The organism is Streptomyces netropsis (assembly GCF_014203545.1).
In the GTDB taxonomy this organism is placed as follows: Bacteria; Actinomycetota; Actinomycetes; order Streptomycetales; family Streptomycetaceae; genus Streptomyces; species Streptomyces netropsis.
On the sequence record NZ_JACHJG010000003.1, the window covers coordinates 259,213 to 277,048 of the forward strand.

The 17,836-nt window shown below is 72.9% G+C and carries 13 protein-coding genes; 8 read left to right on the forward strand and 5 right to left on the reverse strand.

The features are described from left to right. Positions 1-77 precede the first annotated feature (77 nt). Positions 78-1,067, reverse strand: a complete 990-nt coding sequence (locus FHS38_RS08945) for a GlxA family transcriptional regulator (RefSeq protein WP_184732627.1) — start codon at positions 1,065-1,067, stop codon at positions 78-80. A 118-nt stretch (positions 1,068-1,185) separates the two neighbouring features. On the opposite strand from FHS38_RS08945, the gene FHS38_RS08950 reads away from it, so the two are divergent. After that, positions 1,186-2,067, forward strand: coding sequence for an NAD(P)-dependent oxidoreductase (locus tag FHS38_RS08950; protein ID WP_184732629.1), 882 nt, complete (start codon positions 1,186-1,188; stop codon positions 2,065-2,067). Between the two features lie 245 nt (positions 2,068-2,312). Here FHS38_RS08950 and FHS38_RS36025 read toward each other — a convergent pair whose 3' ends face one another. After that, positions 2,313-3,404: a rhomboid-like protein gene (locus FHS38_RS36025; RefSeq protein ID WP_184732631.1), complete on the reverse strand. Its 1,092-nt coding sequence runs from the start codon at positions 3,402-3,404 to the stop codon at positions 2,313-2,315. 210 nt (positions 3,405-3,614) lie between these two features. Here FHS38_RS36025 and FHS38_RS08960 point away from each other — a divergent pair, with 210 nt between their 5' ends. The 5 genes from FHS38_RS08960 to FHS38_RS08980 all read left to right on the forward strand — a co-directional run bounded on the left by FHS38_RS08960 (position 3,615) and on the right by FHS38_RS08980 (position 10,635). Further along, complete coding sequence (locus FHS38_RS08960; protein ID WP_184732633.1) at positions 3,615-4,340, forward strand: spermidine synthase family protein; 726 nt, start codon at positions 3,615-3,617, stop codon at positions 4,338-4,340. 78 nt (positions 4,341-4,418) lie between these two features. Continuing rightward, positions 4,419-5,156: a response regulator transcription factor gene (locus tag FHS38_RS08965; RefSeq protein WP_130879895.1), complete on the forward strand. Its 738-nt coding sequence runs from the start codon at positions 4,419-4,421 to the stop codon at positions 5,154-5,156. Then, positions 5,153-6,253, forward strand: a complete 1,101-nt coding sequence (locus FHS38_RS08970) for a sensor histidine kinase (RefSeq protein ID WP_184732635.1) — start codon at positions 5,153-5,155, stop codon at positions 6,251-6,253. The genes FHS38_RS08965 and FHS38_RS08970 overlap by 4 nt, the downstream gene beginning before the upstream one ends. A gap of 252 nt (positions 6,254-6,505) precedes the next feature. After that, positions 6,506-10,315, forward strand: coding sequence for a multifunctional oxoglutarate decarboxylase/oxoglutarate dehydrogenase thiamine pyrophosphate-binding subunit/dihydrolipoyllysine-residue succinyltransferase subunit (locus FHS38_RS08975; RefSeq protein ID WP_184732638.1), 3,810 nt, complete (start codon positions 6,506-6,508; stop codon positions 10,313-10,315). 140 nt (positions 10,316-10,455) lie between these two features. Then, entirely contained in the window at positions 10,456-10,635 is a 180-nt protein-coding gene (locus FHS38_RS08980; protein WP_086567929.1) for a DUF6104 family protein, read from the forward strand. A 60-nt stretch (positions 10,636-10,695) separates the two neighbouring features. On the opposite strand, the gene FHS38_RS08985 is transcribed toward FHS38_RS08980, so the two are convergent. Next, positions 10,696-11,517, reverse strand: a complete 822-nt coding sequence (locus FHS38_RS08985; protein WP_184732640.1) for a hypothetical protein — start codon at positions 11,515-11,517, stop codon at positions 10,696-10,698. Positions 11,518-11,613: 96 nt separating this feature from the next. Here FHS38_RS08985 and FHS38_RS08990 point away from each other — a divergent pair, with 96 nt between their 5' ends. Further along, positions 11,614-12,495, forward strand: a complete 882-nt coding sequence (locus FHS38_RS08990) for a DUF4097 family beta strand repeat-containing protein (RefSeq protein ID WP_184732642.1) — start codon at positions 11,614-11,616, stop codon at positions 12,493-12,495. Continuing rightward, on the forward strand, positions 12,495-13,505 hold the full coding sequence (locus FHS38_RS08995) for a PadR family transcriptional regulator (protein ID WP_184732644.1): 1,011 nt from the start codon (positions 12,495-12,497) through the stop codon (positions 13,503-13,505). The genes FHS38_RS08990 and FHS38_RS08995 overlap by 1 nt, the downstream gene beginning before the upstream one ends. A 50-nt stretch (positions 13,506-13,555) precedes the next feature. Here the strand turns inward: FHS38_RS08995 and FHS38_RS09000 are convergent, their stop codons facing one another. After that, a complete protein-coding gene (locus tag FHS38_RS09000) occupies positions 13,556-16,204 on the reverse strand; it encodes a type 1 periplasmic-binding domain-containing protein (protein ID WP_184732646.1) in 2,649 nt (882 codons plus the stop codon). A 174-nt stretch (positions 16,205-16,378) separates the two neighbouring features. Further along, positions 16,379-17,815, reverse strand: a complete 1,437-nt coding sequence (locus tag FHS38_RS09005) for a cellulase family glycosylhydrolase (RefSeq protein ID WP_184732648.1) — start codon at positions 17,813-17,815, stop codon at positions 16,379-16,381. Between the last annotated feature and the right edge of the window lie 21 nt (positions 17,816-17,836).

A 17,836-nucleotide genomic window follows, 5' to 3' on the forward strand; every position in this document is an offset into this window, starting at 1 on the left:
GATGCCGATGGTGTTCCCCGGGCGCCGTCGGATTCTGTTCGCTCTGAGCGATCACATGGAAAGGGGCCCGGCAGCGGTCACGCCGCCGGTGGGAAGGCCCGCCGGTAGTCCGTCGGTGTGATGCCGAAGTGCAGGGTGAAGTGGCGGCGCAGATTGGCCCCGGTGCCCAGCCCGCTCAGCTCGCTGATCTTCTCGACCGACAGTCCGGTCGACTCCAGCAGCGACTGGGCCCGGGCGAGCCGCTGGGTGAGCAGCCACTGCAGCGGGGTGGTGCCGGTGGCGGCCTGGAGGCGGCGGAAGAAGGTGCGGGGGCTCATCCCGGCGCGCCGGGCCAGGTCGTCGACGGTCAGCGGCCGGTCCAGGTGCCCGGTGGCCCACTGGAGTACGGGCGCGAGTCCCTCGTCGTCGGCGGCGGGGACGGACAGGTCGACGTACTGCGCCTGGCCGCCGGGCCGGTGCGCGGGGACGACCAGGCGGCGGGCCAGCTGGTTGGCGACGTGCGCGCCGAGGTCGCGGCGGACCAGGTGCAGGCACAGGTCGAGCCCGGCGGTGACCCCGGCGCTGGTGAGGACGTCGCCGTCGTCCACGTAGAGGACCGAGTCGTCGACGTCGACCTTCGGGTACCGCCGCGCCAGCTCCTCGGTGTGCAGCCAGTGGGCGGTGGCGCGGCGGCCGTCGAGGATCCCGGCGGCGGCGAGGGCGAAGGCACCGGCGCACAGGGACACCATGCGGGCGCCGCCGTCGGCGGCCCGGCGCAGCGCGGTGAGGAGCTCCGGGGGGAGCTCGCGGCCGCCGTCGACGCAGGCCTCCGGCACCGAGGGGACGATCACGGTGTCCGCGCCGGCCAGCGCGTCCAGCCCGTACGGGGTGCGCAGCGCGAAGCCGCCCGCGCCGGGCGCGGCCTGCGCCGAGGTCCCCCGGGCCGAGCAGAGCCGCAGGTCGTACCAGGGGTCGGCCAGGTCGTGGTGCGGGATGCCGAAGACCGTGCAGACGACCCCCAGCTCGTACAGGTCCCAGAAGGGGACATCGTCGTCGATCACGGCCACGGCCACGGAACCAGCGCTCATGCCCGGCAGCCTATGGCAGGAATTTTTCGACGGCCGTCAGTTCTGCCACTGTCCGGGTGCGGCGGACGGTGCGAGCGTGGTTCCACTTGATCGACTTCTGCGACACCTTCTGCGGCACATGGGGAGAAACATCATGAGCGTGACCGTTCTCGGCCTGGGTTCGATGGGCACGGCACTGGCCGACGCCTTCCTGAAGGCCGGTCACCCGACCACCGTCTGGAACCGCTCGGCCGCCAGGGCCGACGCGGTCGTCGCACGGGGGGCCGTCCGCGCCGGGTCGGCGCGCGACGCGGTCACCGCGAGCGAGCTCGTGGTGATCTGCGTGACGACCTACGACGACGTCCACGCCGTCCTCGACCCGGTCGTGGGCGACCTCGCGGGCCGCACCCTCGTCAACCTCACCTCCGGCTCCCCCGAGCAGGCCAGGGCCGGCGCCGCGTGGGCGGCGGAGCACGGCTTCGACTACCTCGACGGGGCGATCATGACGACCCCGCCGGGCATCGGCAGCGCGGAGTTCATGCTGCTCTACAGCGGCTCGCCGACCGCGTTCGCCGCGCACCGGGCGACGCTGGCGAGCCTGGGCGACCCCCTGGACCTCGGCCGGGACCCGGGCCTCGCCTCGCTCTACGACGCGGCCCTGCTCGGCCTGATGTGGTCGGCGCTCAGCGGCTGGCTGCACGGCGCGGCGCTGACCGGCTCCGAGGGGGTGACGGCGGGGGACTTCACCCCGGTGGCGATCCGCTGGCTGACCGCCGTCACCGGCTTCATGAGCACCTACGCGCCCCAGATCGACGCCGGTCGCTACCCGGGCGACGACGCCACCCTCGACATCCACCTCGCGTCGATGGACCACCTCGTCCACGCGAGCGAGGCGGGCGGTCTGGACGTCGGGCTGCCGCTGCTGCTCAAGGCGTTCGTCGCCCGGGCCGTCGCCGCGGGCCACGGCGGCGACAGCTACGCGCGTCTGATCGAGGTCGTCCGCGACGGGGGCCGGGCGTGAGCGCACCGGGGACCACCGCGGCGTGGGCCGCTCTCGTCGTCGCGGCGGCCGAGGAGTGCACCGCCGCCCTGGAGACGGAGGCGGCGAAGGACTGGTCCGTGCCCGCCGGGGGCCTCGACTGGTCCTGTCACGCGACGCTCGACCACCTGGCGCTCGGCCTCGTCGGCTACGCGGGGCTGCTCACCGCCAAGCCGACCGACCGCTACATCACGCTCTTCGCCTCGCTGGACCCCGGGGCGCCGGTCTCAGCCCGCCTGGAGGGCATCCGCATCGCGGCGTCGCTGCTCGCCGGCACCGTCCGGGGTGCGGGGGCGGGGGACCGCGCCTGGCACCCGTGGGGCCACTCCGACGGGCCCGGCTTCGCCGCCATGGGCGTGGTGGAGACCGTCGCCCACACCCATGACGTCGCGCGGGGCCTCGGGCTCGACTGGAGCCCGCCCGACGGGCTCTGCGCGCCCGCCGTCGAGCGGCTCTTCCCCGGCGCCCCGGAAGGCCATGCCCCCGGCCGCACCCTCCTGTGGTGCACCGGTCGGGGCGTACTGCCGGGGCAGCCACGGCGGGAGCAGTGGCAGTGGGACGGCACGGTCCGCTGAGACGGCGGCACCACGACCGGCAGCGGCACCCTGACCGGCACCGGCGCTCTTGCGGCCGGCCGCGTCACGGACCAGCGGCACACAGGCCAGCCCGGTCAGCAGCGCGATGGGGTGGCCCCAGCTGGCGAGGGGGTCGACGAGTTCGATCAGGTCCTGGGCGCACATCGCGCCCGCCACGCCGAGCAGGGCCCACTTCCACCGGGGCCGCAGCAGCCCGGACAGCGCGCCGATGCAGGCCATCAGCCCGAAGCTGATGCCGTAGTCGAGGCGGTGCATCGAGGCCGCTGGCAGTCGGCCGACGGCGACGGCGCCCGCCACCGGAAGCTCGGTCGCGAGGGTGGCCAGCACATGGCCGAGCAGGAAGACCCCGGCGGCGCGCCCCCCGCCGACCCGCCGCTCCAGCGCGGTGACGACGAACAGGAAGGCCACGCCGTAGAACGAATAGAGCCCGCCCGCGATCCACAGGGCGCTGGCCACGAGGACGAACAGCGGCCGCTCGGCGAGGTGCGCCGCGTCGGTGCTGGAGTCGCGGAGCAGCTGATCGACCGTCGCCTGGTCGCCGAAGTCCGCGTAGAGGGCGGTACCGAGCAGGATCACGGCGTAGCAGAACGTGAACGGCGTGCCGGTGGGGGTGGGCAGCAGGCGCGCGAGGCGGCGGAGGCGGGACGGCTCCCGGGGCGAGGACACGCCGCTCGCGGTCCGCGCACCGGTGGCCGCATCATCGGCGGGGTCCACCACGGTCACTCGGCCAAGCCCCTTTCCACCGGGCTCTCCTGGGTAGGCGCGGCGGCCGTGCGGCGTGCCCTCGGAAAAGGCCGCGCATCGGTCGCCCCAAGAACACTAAGGTGCGCCATGGCCTGCCGGATCACGTCCGGCAGTGACCCCTGTCACCTCTGTCAACCGCATACCCGCGCACTGCGTCCGTCGAGCACCACAGCCCTCCCGGAGGCCCGCATGACCGTTCCGTACGTCCGGTACGACAACGACACCGAGGCCGCGCCCGTCACCGTCGAGCGCCGCGAGGGACCGTACGGCGAGGTGGTGCTCAGACGGCGCGGAGCCGGTGGTGGGGCGGCCGGCGAGGTCTACGAGATCATCGCCAACGGCTGCTTCCTGATGGACACCTCCGACGGCCGTTCCGAGCGGCTGCTGGTCGACGCCGCGCTCGCCGCCCTGCCCGCCGGGCGGACGGACCCGGCCGTCCTGATCGGCGGGCTCGGCGTGGGCTTCTCGCTCGCGCACGCGGCCGCCGAGCCCCGCTGGGGGCGCATCACGGTCGTCGAGCGGGAGGGCGCGGTCATCGACTGGCACCGCACGGGCCCGCTCGCCGCGATCTCCGCCGGAGCCCTCGCCGACCCGCGTACGGAGCTGCTCCACACCGACCTCGTCGCCCACGTCCGCACTGCCGGGGCGACCTATGACGCGCTGTGTCTCGACATCGACAACGGCCCCGGCTGGACCGTCACGGAGGACAACGGCGGTCTCTACTCCCCCACCGGTCTCGCGGCCTGCCGGGCGCGGCTGACACCCGGCGGGGTGCTCGCCGTCTGGTCCGCGCAGCCCTCCCCGGAGTTCGACGACGCCCTCCGGAATGCCGGGTTCGACGGGGTAAGGACCGAAGAGATCACCGTTGCCCGGGGCGTCCCCGACGTGGTCCACCTCGCGGTCAAGGCCGCGTAGCCGTCCCCCGCCACCTGCCCGTACCCTGCTTGCCACAGTCGCAGGACGAGGCACGGGAAGACGCTAGGGGCGGGGCGCATGGAGCACACACACATCGGCCCGAGCGGCACCACAGCCTCCGCCGGGGCACAGCGACGGGTATTGGTCGTCGAGGACGACCGGACGATCGTCGACGCCATCGCGGCCCGGCTGCGGGCCGAGGGGTTCCAGGTGCGGACCGCCGGCGACGGCCCGGCGGCGGTCGACGCCGCCGAGGCCTGGCAGCCGGACCTGCTGGTGCTGGACGTGATGCTGCCGGGCTTCGACGGCCTGGAGGTCTGCCGCCGGGTGCAGGCACAGCGGCCGGTGCCGGTGCTGATGCTCACGGCCCGTGACGACGAGACCGACATGCTGGTCGGGCTGGGCGTGGGCGCCGACGACTACATGACCAAGCCGTTCTCGATGCGGGAGCTGGCGGCGCGGGTGCACGTCCTGCTGCGGCGGGTGGAGCGGGCCGCGCTCGCCGCGCACACCCCGCGCAGCGGCATCCTGCGCCTGGGCGAGCTGGAGATCGACCACGCGCAGCGAAGAGTGCGGGTGCGGGGCACGGACGTGCATCTGACGCCCACGGAGTTCGACCTGCTGGTCTGTCTGGCGAACACGCCGCGCGCGGTCCTCTCCCGCGAGCAGCTGCTCGCGGAGGTGTGGGACTGGGCCGACGCCTCCGGCACCCGGACCGTGGACAGTCACATCAAGGCGCTGCGCCGGAAGATCGGGGCGGAGCGGATCCGCACGGTCCACGGCGTCGGGTACGCGCTGGAGACCCCGGCGGCATGAGCGGCTCCCTCCCCGGCGACGGCCGTCGGCGGCCGGGCCTGTGGAGCCGCGTCTGGGCGGCGCTGCGCCCGCTGGACCCCTACCGGTCGGTGAAGGCGGCGCTGGGCGCGCTCGTCATCGGCTCGGTGGTCATCACGACCTTCCTCGTCTTCGTCGCGATCCACTCGGCCACCGAGCTGCGGGTCATCACCATCTTCTCGATCATCGCCTCGCTGCTGATAACCCAGTTCGTGGCGCACGGGCTGACCGCGCCGCTGGACGAGATGACCGAGATCACCCGGTCGATGGCACACGGTGACTACACCCGGCGGGTCGGCGGCGGGCGGCGGGACGAGTTCGGGGACCTGGCCAAGGCCTTCAACCGGATGGCGGCCGACCTGGAGGCGGTCGACACCCATCGCAAGGAGCTGGTCGCCAACGTCTCGCACGAGCTGCGCACCCCGATCGCGGGGCTGCGGGCGGTGCTGGAGAACGTGGTGGACGGTGTCTCGGCCGCCGATCCGGAGACGATGCGCACCGCGCTGCGCCAGACGGAGCGGCTGGGGCGGCTGGTGGAGCAGCTGCTGGACCTGTCCCGGCTGGACAACGGCGTGGTGCCGCTGCACGCGCGGCGCTTCGAGGTCTGGCCGTATCTGGCGGGGGTGCTGAAGGAGGCCAGCATGGCGGCCGGCTCCGGCTCCTCGCCGCGCGCCCGCAAGGACGTGCATCTGCATCTGGACGTCCAGCCGCCGGAGCTGACCGCGCACGCGGACGCCGAGCGGCTGCACCAGGTGGTGGCCAATCTGGTCGACAACGCCGTCAAGCACAGCCCCCGGCACGGCCGGGTCACGGTCCGCGCCCGCCGGGGCGAGGGTCCGCAGTCGCTGGACCTGGAGGTCGTGGACGAGGGCCCTGGCATCCCCGAGTCCGAGCGGCACCGGGTCTTCGAGCGCTTCAACCGGGGCAGCTCCGGCCAGCAGGGTCCGGACAGCGACGGGGGTACGGGCCTCGGCCTGGCCATCGCACGCTGGGCGGTCGATCTGCACGGCGGCAGCATCGGCGTGGCCGAATCACCACGCGGCTGCCGCATCCGGGTCACTCTTCCGGGCGGACCTTGAGAAGCGACTTGACGTAGGGTCGGTGGTGGAAGCACACATTCAGCGGGGATGTGAGCGGGATTCGGCGAACCCGGAAGCCTGCGGGAGAAGCGGAACCCCGTCTGCTTCCCGCCATGTCATGCCTCGAAACCCGTCGATGAATGTGACTTAGGCGACGACTGGCCGGGGTGGCCTGCATACAGCGCCCCAACAGGCGTAGCCTTTATTCCCGCTGTCCATCACCTTGTGAAGCGGAAGAGGGCGGTTGCCGCCGTGTCGCCACAGTCCCCCAACACCTCGAGCGTCTCGACCGACCAAGACGGGCAGGGCAAGAGCCCTGCCGACGTCTTCGGTCCCAATGAGTGGCTCGTCGACGAGATCTACCAGCAGTACCTCCAGGACCCGAACTCGGTCGACCGAGCCTGGTGGGACTTCTTCGCCGACTACAAGCCCGGGAAGGACACGGGGTCGGCTGCCGCCGCCCCGCCCGCCCCCCCGGGTGCCGCGCCCGCCACACCGGCTGCCCAGCCGGCCCAGCCCGCCGCCGCTGCCCCGGCCGCGCCTGCCGCGCCTGCTCCGCAGGCCGCCAAGCCCGCCCAGGCCGCTCCGGCACCGGCTGCCCAGCCGGCCGCGGCGAAGCCCGCCGCGCAGGCTCCGGCCAAGGCGGCGCCGGCGAAGGCCCCTGCTCAGCCGGCCCCCGCGGCCGAGGCTCCGCAGGGCCCCGAGTTCGTGACGCTGCGCGGTCCGTCCGCCGCGGTCGCCAAGAACATGAACGCCTCGCTGGAGCTGCCGACGGCCACGTCCGTCCGCGCCGTCCCGGTGAAGCTGCTGTTCGACAACCGCATCGTCATCAACAACCACCTCAAGCGCGCCCGGGGCGGGAAGGTCTCCTTCACCCACCTCATCGGCTTCGCGATGGTGCAGGCCCTCAAGGCCATGCCGTCGATGAACTACTCCTTCGCGGAGAAGGACGGCAAGCCGACGCTCGTCAAGCCCGAGCACGTCAACCTCGGCCTGGCCATCGACCTGGTCAAGCCGAACGGCGACCGCCAACTCGTCGTCGCGGCCATCAAGAAGGCCGAGACGCTCAACTTCTTCGAGTTCTGGCAGGCCTACGAGGACATCGTCCGCCGCGCCCGCGTGGGCAAGCTGACGATGGACGACTTCACCGGGGTCACCGCCTCGCTGACGAACCCCGGCGGCATCGGCACCGTGCACTCCGTGCCGCGTCTGATGCCCGGCCAGGGCCTCATCGTCGGCGTCGGCGCGATGGACTATCCCGCCGAGTTCCAGGGCACCTCCCAGGACGCCCTGAACAAGCTGGGCATCTCCAAGGTCATGACCCTGACCTCGACGTACGACCACCGCGTGATCCAGGGCGCCGCCTCCGGCGAGTTCCTGCGCGTCATGAGCCAGCTGCTGCTCGGCGAGGGTGACTTCTACGACGAGATCTTCGAGGCGCTGCGGATCCCGTACGAGCCGATCCGCTGGCTGCGCGACATCGACGTCTCCCACGACGACGACGTCACCAAGGCCGCCCGGGTCTTCGAGCTGATCCACTCCTACCGGGTCCGCGGCCACGTCATGGCCGACACCGACCCGCTGGAGTACCGCCAGCGCAAGCACCCCGACCTGGACATCACCGAGCACGGGCTCACCCTGTGGGACCTGGAGCGCGAGTTCGCGGTCGGCGGCTTCGCCGGCAAGGCGATGATGAAGCTGCGCGACATCCTCGGCGTGCTGCGCGACTCGTACTGCCGCACCACCGGCATCGAGTTCATGCACATCCAGGACCCCAAGCAGCGCAAGTGGATCCAGGACCGGGTCGAGCGCGGCCACTCCAAGCCCGAGCGCGAGGAGCAGCTGCGCATCCTGCGCCGGCTGAACGCGGCGGAGGCCTTCGAGACCTTCCTGCAGACGAAGTACGTCGGCCAGAAGCGCTTCTCGCTGGAGGGCGGCGAGTCCGTCATCCCGCTGCTCGACGCCGTGCTGGACTCGGCCGCCGAGTCGCGTCTGGACGAGGTCGTCATCGGCATGGCCCACCGCGGCCGGCTGAACGTGCTGGCCAACATCGTCGGCAAGTCGTACGCGCAGATCTTCCGCGAGTTCGAGGGCAACCTCGACCCGAAGTCGATGCACGGCTCCGGCGACGTGAAGTACCACCTGGGCGCCGAGGGCACCTTCACGGGTCTCGACGGCGAGCAGATCCAGGTCTCGCTGGCCGCCAACCCGTCCCACCTGGAGACCGTCGACCCGGTCGTCGAGGGCATCGCCCGCGCCAAGCAGGACATCATCAACAAGGGCGGCACGGACTTCACGGTCCTGCCCGTCCAGCTGCACGGCGACGCGGCCTTCGCGGGCCAGGGCGTCGTGGCCGAGACGCTCAACATGTCCCAGCTGCGGGGCTACCGCACCGGCGGCACCGTGCACATCGTGATCAACAACCAGGTCGGCTTCACCGCCGCCCCGGAGTCCTCGCGTTCGTCGATGTACTGCACCGACGTCGCGCGGATGATCGAAGCGCCGATCTTCCACGTGAACGGTGACGACCCGGAGGCCGTGGTCCGCGTCGCGCGGCTCGCCTTCGAGTTCCGTCAGGCGTTCAACAAGGACGTCGTCATCGATCTGATCTGCTACCGCCGCCGGGGTCACAACGAGGCCGACAACCCCTCGTTCACCCAGCCGCTGATGTACGACCTGATCGACAAGAAGCGCTCGGTGCGCAAGCTCTACACCGAGTCCCTCATCGGTCGCGGCGACATCACCCTGGAAGAGGCCGAGCAGGCCCTGCAGGACTACCAGGGTCAGCTGGAGAAGGTCTTCACCGAGGTCCGCGAGGCGACGTCCGCGCCGACCGCCGCCGAGGTCCCGGCCGCGCAGGCCGAGTTCCCGGTCCCGGTGAACACCGCGATCTCCCAGGAGATCGTCAAGCGGATCGCCGAGTCGCAGGTCAACCTGCCCGAGCACGTCACCGTGCACCCGCGACTGCTGCCGCAGCTGCAGCGCCGCGCGTCCAGCGTCGAGGACGCCACGATCGACTGGGCGATGGGCGAGACCCTCGCCTTCGGTTCGCTGCTGATGGAGGGCACCCCGGTCCGGCTCGCCGGCCAGGACTCCCGCCGCGGCACGTTCGGCCAGCGCCACGCGGTGCTCGTCGACCGGGAGACCGGCGAGGACTACACCCCGCTGATGTACCTCTCCGAGGACCAGGCCCGGTACAACGTCTACGACTCGCTGCTCAGCGAGTACGCGGCGATGGGCTTCGAGTACGGCTACTCGCTGGCCCGCCCGGAGTCGCTGGTGCTGTGGGAGGCCCAGTTCGGTGACTTCGTCAACGGCGCCCAGAGCATCGTCGACGAGTTCATCTCCTCGTCCGAGCAGAAGTGGGGCCAGACCTCCGGCGTCACGCTGCTGCTGCCGCACGGCTACGAGGGCCAGGGCCCGGACCACTCCTCGGCCCGTGTCGAGCGCTTCCTCCAGCTCTGCGCGCAGAACAACATGACGGTCGCGATGCCGACCCTGCCGTCGAACTACTTCCACCTGCTGCGCTGGCAGGTCCACAACCCGCACCACAAGCCGCTGATCGTCTTCACCCCGAAGTCGATGCTGCGTCTGAAGGCCGCGGCGTCGTCGGCGGACGAGTTCACCAGCGGCAGCTTCCGCCCGGTCATCGGTGACGACACGGTCGCCACCGCGGACGTCCGCAAGGTCGTCTTCTGCTCCGGCAAGGTCTACTACGACCTCGTCGCCGAGCGGACCAAGCGCGGTGCGAACGACACGGCGATCATCCGCATCGAGCGGCTGTACCCGCTGGCGGGTGCCGAGCTCCAGGCGGAGATCGCCAAGTACTCGGGCGCGGAGAAGTTCGTGTGGGCCCAGGAGGAGCCGGCGAACCAGGGTGCCTGGCCGTTCATCGCGCTCAACCTGATCGACCACCTGGACCTGGCTGTCGGCGCCGACATCCCGGCCCGGGAGCGACTGCGCCGGGTCTCCCGTTCGCACTCCTCCTCCCCGGCGGTCGGCTCGGCCAAGCGCCACCAGGCGGAGCAGGCGGCACTGGTCGCCGAGGTCTTCGACATCTGACCTCGACCGGCCCTTCGGTGACGGACACCGGGCCCCCACCGCCGACCGACGGCGGTGGGGGCCCGGTCCCGTTCCGGCACGTCCCGCCTATCCTGAGCGGGACATCCCACCAGACCCTGACTCACCCGACGGAGAGCACGTTGTACTTCACGGACCGCGGCATCGAGGAGCTGGAGAACCGGCGTGGCGAGGAGGAGGTCTCCCTCGGCTGGGTGGCCGAGCGCCTGCGCGAGTTCGTCGACCTCAACCCGGACTTCGAGGTGCCGGTGGAGCGCCTGGCGACCTGGCTGGCCCGCCTGGACGACGAGGACGACGAGTAGTACCGGGGCTCCGCCCCGGACCCCGGTCCTCAAACGCCGGACGGGCTGGACGGCGCCCGCCTACATCCGCTCGCGCCACCGGTCGTAGGCCAGGGTCAGCACCCCGTCCGCCGCCAGTGCCCACCCCGCCGCCGCCCAGCCGCGGCGCCCGGCGCGGCGAGCGCAGAGCGCCACCGAGACACCCGCCGCTATTTCCGCCACGCCCAGGGCCTTGGCCCTGGGGCCGCGCGTCCACGCGCCGAGCATCCCCCGTTCGGACTCGTCGAGCCCGGCTCGCAGGGCATCGCGCCAGCCCGGCCATTCGACGGTCTCGGTGGCGGGCAGCGCCGCGGCCGCCTCGCGCAGCAGGGGAGCGTCCGTGCCCGGCGCGAGGCCCGCCCCGAGCTGGAGGCCCGCGCGGGCGAGGACCGCCACGAGACCCAGCGCCCGGGCGGGCGCGTCGATGTCCGCGTCCGGCTCGATGAGCCGGTCGAGCGCCGCCCCGTCGAGCACGGGGTCGAGGCCGAGCCGGGCGCGCAGGGCCGTCATGGCCTCCTCCGCACCGGGCGGCGGCGTGCCGTCCGCGTGCCAGGTGTGCGCGACCGTGCGGCGGAAGGCCGCCGCCACCACGAAGCCCGCTTCGGCGCCGTCCCACCACAGGCCGACGACCGGCCACGACTCGGCGACGGTCAGCGCGTGCGCCCAGTCGGCCGTCAGCACGGACAGCTCCTCGCCCTCGTCCCGCCAGGACTCCGCACCGGGGACGAGCACGCTCCAGTCCTCGCCCGCCGGGGCCAGGAGCAGGGGTTTGCCGAGGAGCTGGGCGGAGGGGCGGACGCGGTCGGGCTCGGCCCGGCAGAGCAGCAGGACCCCTGCCGCCGGACGGTGATCAGTAGCTGACATGCGTCAACGCTATGCCACCCGGATGACACTTGACTTCCTCCAGACGCGATATAACGTGTCTTCCAAGACACGCGATATGTTGCGAGGAGGCCCGGGATGCCGGATCGGTCAGACCGAACGGACCAGTCGCACTGGTCACTGTCCGCCCCACGGACGCTCACCTTCGAGGAGCCGGTCACGGCCCTGAACGTGCGGCTCGTGGGGGGCACGGTCAACGTCGTCGGCGCCGCCACCGGCCCCGCCCGGCTGGAGCTGTCCGAGATCGACGGCCGGCCGCTCGTCGTCGGCCTCCACGACGGCACGCTCGTCGTCGGCTACGAGGACCTGCCGTGGCAGAACTTCCTCAAGTGGTTCGACCGCCGGGAGTGGAACCGCACCGTCACCGTCACCCTGACCGTCCCCGCCGCCACCCGGGTCGAGGTCGGCGTCGTCACCGCGAGCGCCGTCGTCTCCGGGATCTCCGGCCGGACGGAGGTGCGCGGCGTGGGCGGCGACACCACGCTCGTCGGGCTGACCGGGTCCGTGCGGGCCGAGACCGTCACCGGTCGTCTGGAGGCCCAGTCCCTCGGCGGCGATCTGCGCTTCAACTCCGTCTCCGGCGACCTCACGCTCGTCGACGGCGCCGGCGGCACCGTCACGGCCGAATCGGTCAGCGGCGACGTGGTGGTCGACCTCTCCCCCACCGCGCAGTGCCCGGACCTCGACATCACCAGCGTCTCCGGCGAGGTCGCCATCCGGCTGCCGCACCCCGTCGACGCGGAGGTGGACGCGGGCACCGCGAGCGGCACGCTCTCCTGCGCCTTCGAGGACCTGCGGGTCAGCGGCCAGTGGGGCGCCCGGAAGATCACCGGCCGGCTCGGCACCGGGCACGGCAAGCTCAAGGTCACCACCGTCTCGGGCCCGGTCGCGCTGCTGCGCAGGCCCGCGGACCCGGGCAGCGCCCCCGCCGACGTCCCCACGCAGGGAAAGGTCCTCTGATGCCCCCCGTCTTCGCCCACGGCCGACTGCGTCTGTACCTCCTCAAGCTGCTCGACGAGGCGCCCCGCCACGGCTACGAGGTCATCCGGCAGTTGGAGGAGCGCTTCCAGGGCCTGTACGCGCCGTCCGCCGGCACGGTCTATCCGCGGCTGGCCAAGCTGGAGGCCGAGGGCCTCGTCACCCACACCACCGAGGGCGGCCGCAAGGTCTACGCCCTCACCGACGCCGGCCGCGCCGAGCTCGCCGACCGCCGGGGCGAGCTGGCCGAGCTGGAGCTGGAGATCCGCGAGTCCGTCTCCGCGCTCGCCGCCGACATCCGCGAGGACGTCCGCGGTGCCGCCGGTGACCTGCGGCGCGAGATGCGCGAGGCCGCGCTCCGGGCCCGTACGGACACCGCCGGGGCGGCCGACGGCCACACCACCGACTACTTCGCGGGGGCGAAGGAGGAGTTCCGGCGCGCCAAGGAGGAGTGGCGGGAGCAGGCCCGCCGGGCGAAGGAGGAAGCCCGCCGCGCCCGCCAGGACGCCCAGCAGGCCCGCCACCAGGCCCAGCAGGCCCAGGACCGCACCCGTGAGGAGGTGCGGCGCGTCAAGGAGCGCGTGGAGGAGCAGGTCCGCGAGCACATGCGGCACGGCGACTGGCCGACGGGCCTGGTCGAGGGCGTCAACGCCCTCGCCAAGGAGCTCGGCGCCCTGGCCGGCCAGGGCGGCCGTCCGCACCGCGGTCCGGACGTGGCGCCCGACGACGTCACGGTGGAGCGGGAGGACGGGCCCGGCCGGCAGGAGCCGCCCGCGCCCGCGTGGGCCTCGGCCGACGACGCGCTCTCCAAGGACCCCGCCCGCGACCTCGACCGGCTGCTCGACCGCTTCCGTGACGACGTCCGCGACGCGGCCCGCGACCATGGCGTGACCCCGGGGCAACTCGCCACGGCCCGCCGGCACCTGGCCGCGGCGGCGGCCCGCATCGACGCGGTGCTCAAGCCGGAGCCCCGGCCCGGGGGAATGAAGTAAGCACCGGCCCGTACGCGTACGGGCCGGTGCTCGCCGCCCCGGCGAAGGCCCTACTCGTCCCGCACACAGGGGAACGCGCCGCCCGGCCCCCATGACGTCCGTTCGTCCTGGCTGGCCCTGAACCCGCACTCCAGCGCCACTTCGGGGCCCGACGCGGTGTCGTGCAGCATCAACAGCCGCTTGTTCACCGGGACTTTGCCGTTGCGGTCGAAGGCCAGCACACCGGTGGCGCCGCGCTTGCCGTCCGGGCCGCCGACGCCCCGCACCAGGGACTGCTGCACCGTGCCCAGCCCGAACGGCGCCGAACCCGCGTCCTGGCGGGCCGAGTTGACGGCGGAGCCCAGCAGCCGCAGCGCGTCCCAGGCGAGCGGGGCATGGCCGTCGTTGCCCCACAGGTCGTCCGCGCCGTAGACCTTGCGGTACTGATCGCGGAAGCGGTCGCCCATGACGTTGGGCGAATGACTCTTGGGCAGTGCGTGCGCCGCGTAGTACAGCCGCACCCGGGGATGCAGGGCGCTGGGGTGCTGCGCGTCGACGACCGCGTTGGTGATGTCGTTGCCGCCGAGCACCGTCAACCGTCCGTCGCACCGCGTCCCGCCGGCGAACTCCTCCAGGAACGCGCTGAATTCGGTCGGCCTGGCCGCCCAGTACACCACCGTGCGCGGATCCTCCTGGATGCGCTCGCAGACCCTGATCGCCACCTCGGCCAGTGTGCTCGCCGACTCGACCCGGTCGCCCGACGCGGGCGGGACGGGCTCCCGGCCGGGCTCCGCGGTGTACCGGATCGTCCGCGCGCCCTCGAACGCCGACGTGAACAACTCGCCCAGGTTGGCGCTGTAGCTGTCCGTGGGGTCCGCGACCACGACCGCCGCGCGGGCCGGAGCGCACGTCCCGGCCGACGTCTCCACGATGTTGCCGCGCCGGGCGAGGTCCGCGGCGATCCGGGCCTCGCGCCGGTTGTCGGGCGCCACCTGCCGGTACATGCCGTGCTGCTGCATCTCCAGCGCGGTCGCCGTGGTGCCGATCACGGGCAGTCCCGCGTCGCCGAGGATGTCCCGGGCGGCCATGGTGTCGGCGCGGCTCTGCCCGAGGCCGACCACGCCCATGATCTCCGGCTCGCCCTTCCGCTCCGCCATCTCCCGCACGAGTTCCCCGGCCACTTCCGGGGCGTTCGAGAAGCGCGGGCCCGCGTCGAGGACCCGCACCCGGAGCCACACCTTGCGGTGCACGTCCTTGGCGGCCTCGCTGTTGAGCTGTTCCTGTGCGAGGGCGATGCCGCGCAGCTCGGGGATGGCGCCGCTGTACAGGCCGTCGTTCCAGTTGTCGACGGTCACCGGGATGCCGAGGTAGGCGACCGTCCGGATGACCGTGTCGGCTCGCTTGGCGGCCTTTTCGGCCTGTTTGTTCTGCTGGTCGATGGACTCCCGCGCCCGCGCGTACAGCTCCTTGGGGCTCTGCTCGGGGATCCGGCCCGGCGCGGCCGACTCCGGCATGCGCACCGAGGCACCGAGGCACCGGTCGCTGGCCGGGTCGACGAAGTGCACCACCGCCAGGTAGGCCAGCAGCGACAGCGCCGTGACCCCTGCCACCGCCATGACGAACGCTTCCGCCCGCGGCGCCAGATCGGAGTGCACCCGTCCGGGCTGGATCTCCGGATAGCCGCGCAGCCGGCCCTCGGCCTCCTGGTCGGGCTCCCCGGCCAGCGGTTCCACGCCCACGGCGACCGCCCGCCCGCGCCCCCGGCCGGGGCTCCGCGCCCAGGAGTCGATCGTGGTCGTCGCCATGGCGAGGCTCTGCGGGGTGTCCGGACCCGCCTGGCCCACCGCCAGCAGGACGACGGCGGTGCTGCCGGTCTGCTCGACCGCTTGCGGGAAGCCGCGCACCACGCTTTCGGTGACCGAGCCGGGTGCGCCCTCGCGTGGGAGGACGAGGACGAAGCGGCTGCGCCGGCGCCTGGTCCAGGGGGAGAGCCTGGGGCCTCGCGCCGCCGCCTCCAGGTCGTCGAGCAGCGCGCACAGCAGTGCGTCCTCCCGCTCCGCGACGACCGCCTCGTGGTGGCGGAAGAAGTCCCCGCGGCCCGAGGGGACCCGGGCCCAGCGGCGGAACCAGCCGCCCTTGCGCATCATGCGGCGCCCCGCCCGGAAGCCGTACAGCCAGCGCGGCAGCACCCCGAACAGCGGGTGGCGGGCCCAGTGCCAGATCCAGGCCGCGATGTTGTCCGGCGTCTGGTCGCGGCCGCCGATCGCGTGCAGTGCCTTGAGGACGTGGGAGTCCTTGCGGCGCTCCGCGTAGCACTGGTCGCGCAGGTCCCGGGCCCGCACCGGCGCTTGGTCCTCCGTGGAGGAGGCCGCCGCGAAGGCGCGCACGAGCCGGTAGCGCGGCAGCCGCAGCCGGCCGAAGCCGCCGGGCAGGTTGTCGCGCAGGCCGTCCTCGATCTGCTCGAAGACGTCCCGTGTGCGCTGCCGGTCGCCGCGCGGCCGGGACTCCTGGATCCGGGCGTACGGGACGAGTGCGCGGCCGCGGACCCGCAGCCGCAGGCACTCGCCCTCCGCTATCTGCTCGGCCTCGTCGCCCCGGCCCTGCTGGACGAGGACGATCCTGGCGGAGGGGCCGCGGCGCCCGGGTGGTACGAGTACGAGTTCTTCGAGCGCGGTGACGAAGTCCCCTACGGAGGGGACGGGTGGGATCGATGAGGACATGGCTTCACCCCCGAACGGCCCGTCGCCGGGCCGCCACAGTCCTTGAGCACCGATGTACGACTACGTGTACGACTACGCATGCGATGACGCTGATACGACTACGTCGATTGACGGGGCGCTCGCCCCGAGCCCTCCATCATCCTCAGGCCCCGGGCGCTGCGCCACCGCACCGGCTCACTCCGCTTCGCGCCCTGCCGTGACGACCACGGAGACCGGCGCACCGGCGCGCGGCGCGCCGTGCACGCGGACCGTGCCGCGCCGTCCCGGCGGAACGTCCCGGGTCCTGGTGCGGGCCGGGCCGGTCACGGTGATGTGCCAGCCGAGCGGGGCGGGCGGCAGGGACAGTTCGGTGGTGCCCGCCCGGTGCGGCACGTAGGTCAGGCGGTAGGCGGGGGCGGCCGGTTCGTAGGACTCGGCGGTGACGGTGCCGGCGACGACGACGGCGTACGGGCGGGCCGTGCGCTCCTTGTTCGTACGGAAACGGCCTTCGGCGTCCAGGGCGCAGTAGCCGCCGCCGTAGCACCAGGTGTAGCCCGCCCAGCCGGAGGTGTAGCGGGCGAGCGAGGCGAGGGCGTCGTCGTAGAAACGGCCCATGTTCGGCAGGGAGTTGTTGAGCGGCCCCCATTCGCCGACGACGACGGGGACGCGCTGCTCGCGGGGGTAGCGGGTGACGGCCGCCTCGTAGTTCTCGATCCACTTCGCGGCCGGGTCGTAGTCCCGCCCGGCCTCCATGGCCGCGTTGTAGAAGTGCGGGGCGTAGACGACCTTGGGGTCGTGGACGCGGCCGAGGGCGGTCGGTACGCCCTCGCCGACGATGGGGGTCGGCTCGACGAACAGCCAGTGCCGGCGGTCGACCTGCCGGATGGCGGCGGCGAGCCGGTTGTACATGGGGGTGATCTGTTCGGCCTCGATCCGGCGGGCGGCGGCCGGCAGGTCCTCGCCGGGGCGGAGCCTGCCCATCGGCTCGTTGATGAGGTCGTAGCCGAGCACGGCCGGGTGGTGGGCGAGCCGCCCGGCGAGGACCTGCCACATCCGGGCCTGGGCGCGGCGCAGGTCCGCGTCCTCGTAGAGGTGCTCGAAGGCGGCCTGCACGGCGGGTTCGTAGTATTCGGCGAACCAGTCGTCGGGGTGCGGGGTGTAGGGCAGGCCGTCGGTGCGGGTGGCCCACTCGGGGATGCCGCGGTGGCTGCCGAAGGCGGGGCCGAAGACGTCCTGGTGGGCGTCGATCACGACCCGGACGCGATGGGCGTGCGCCCAGTCGAGGATCCGCTCGATCTTGGCGAGGTAGCGCTCGCTGTACTGGCCGCGCCGGGGTTCGAGGTCGTCCCAGAAGACCAGCAGCCGCGCGGTGTTGAAGCCCCGCGCGGCCAGGTCGCGGAAGTGCCGCTCGGTGATGTCGGACAGGGCCGGGGCACCGCGGTGGTTCTTGTCCTCGACGTTCCAGCCGCGCAGGGTGAGCACCCGCCCGTGCTCGTCGGTCAGCCTCGGGATGTCGGCCCGGCCGGCCGACGGGCGGGCCGCGGCGGGCGCGGGGGCCGTCGTGGTGAGCACCGCGGTGAGGGCGGTGAGGGCGGTGAGAATCGCGGTGAGATGAGCCCCGAGCTTGCGCATGACCCTCCGGAGGACTCCGGA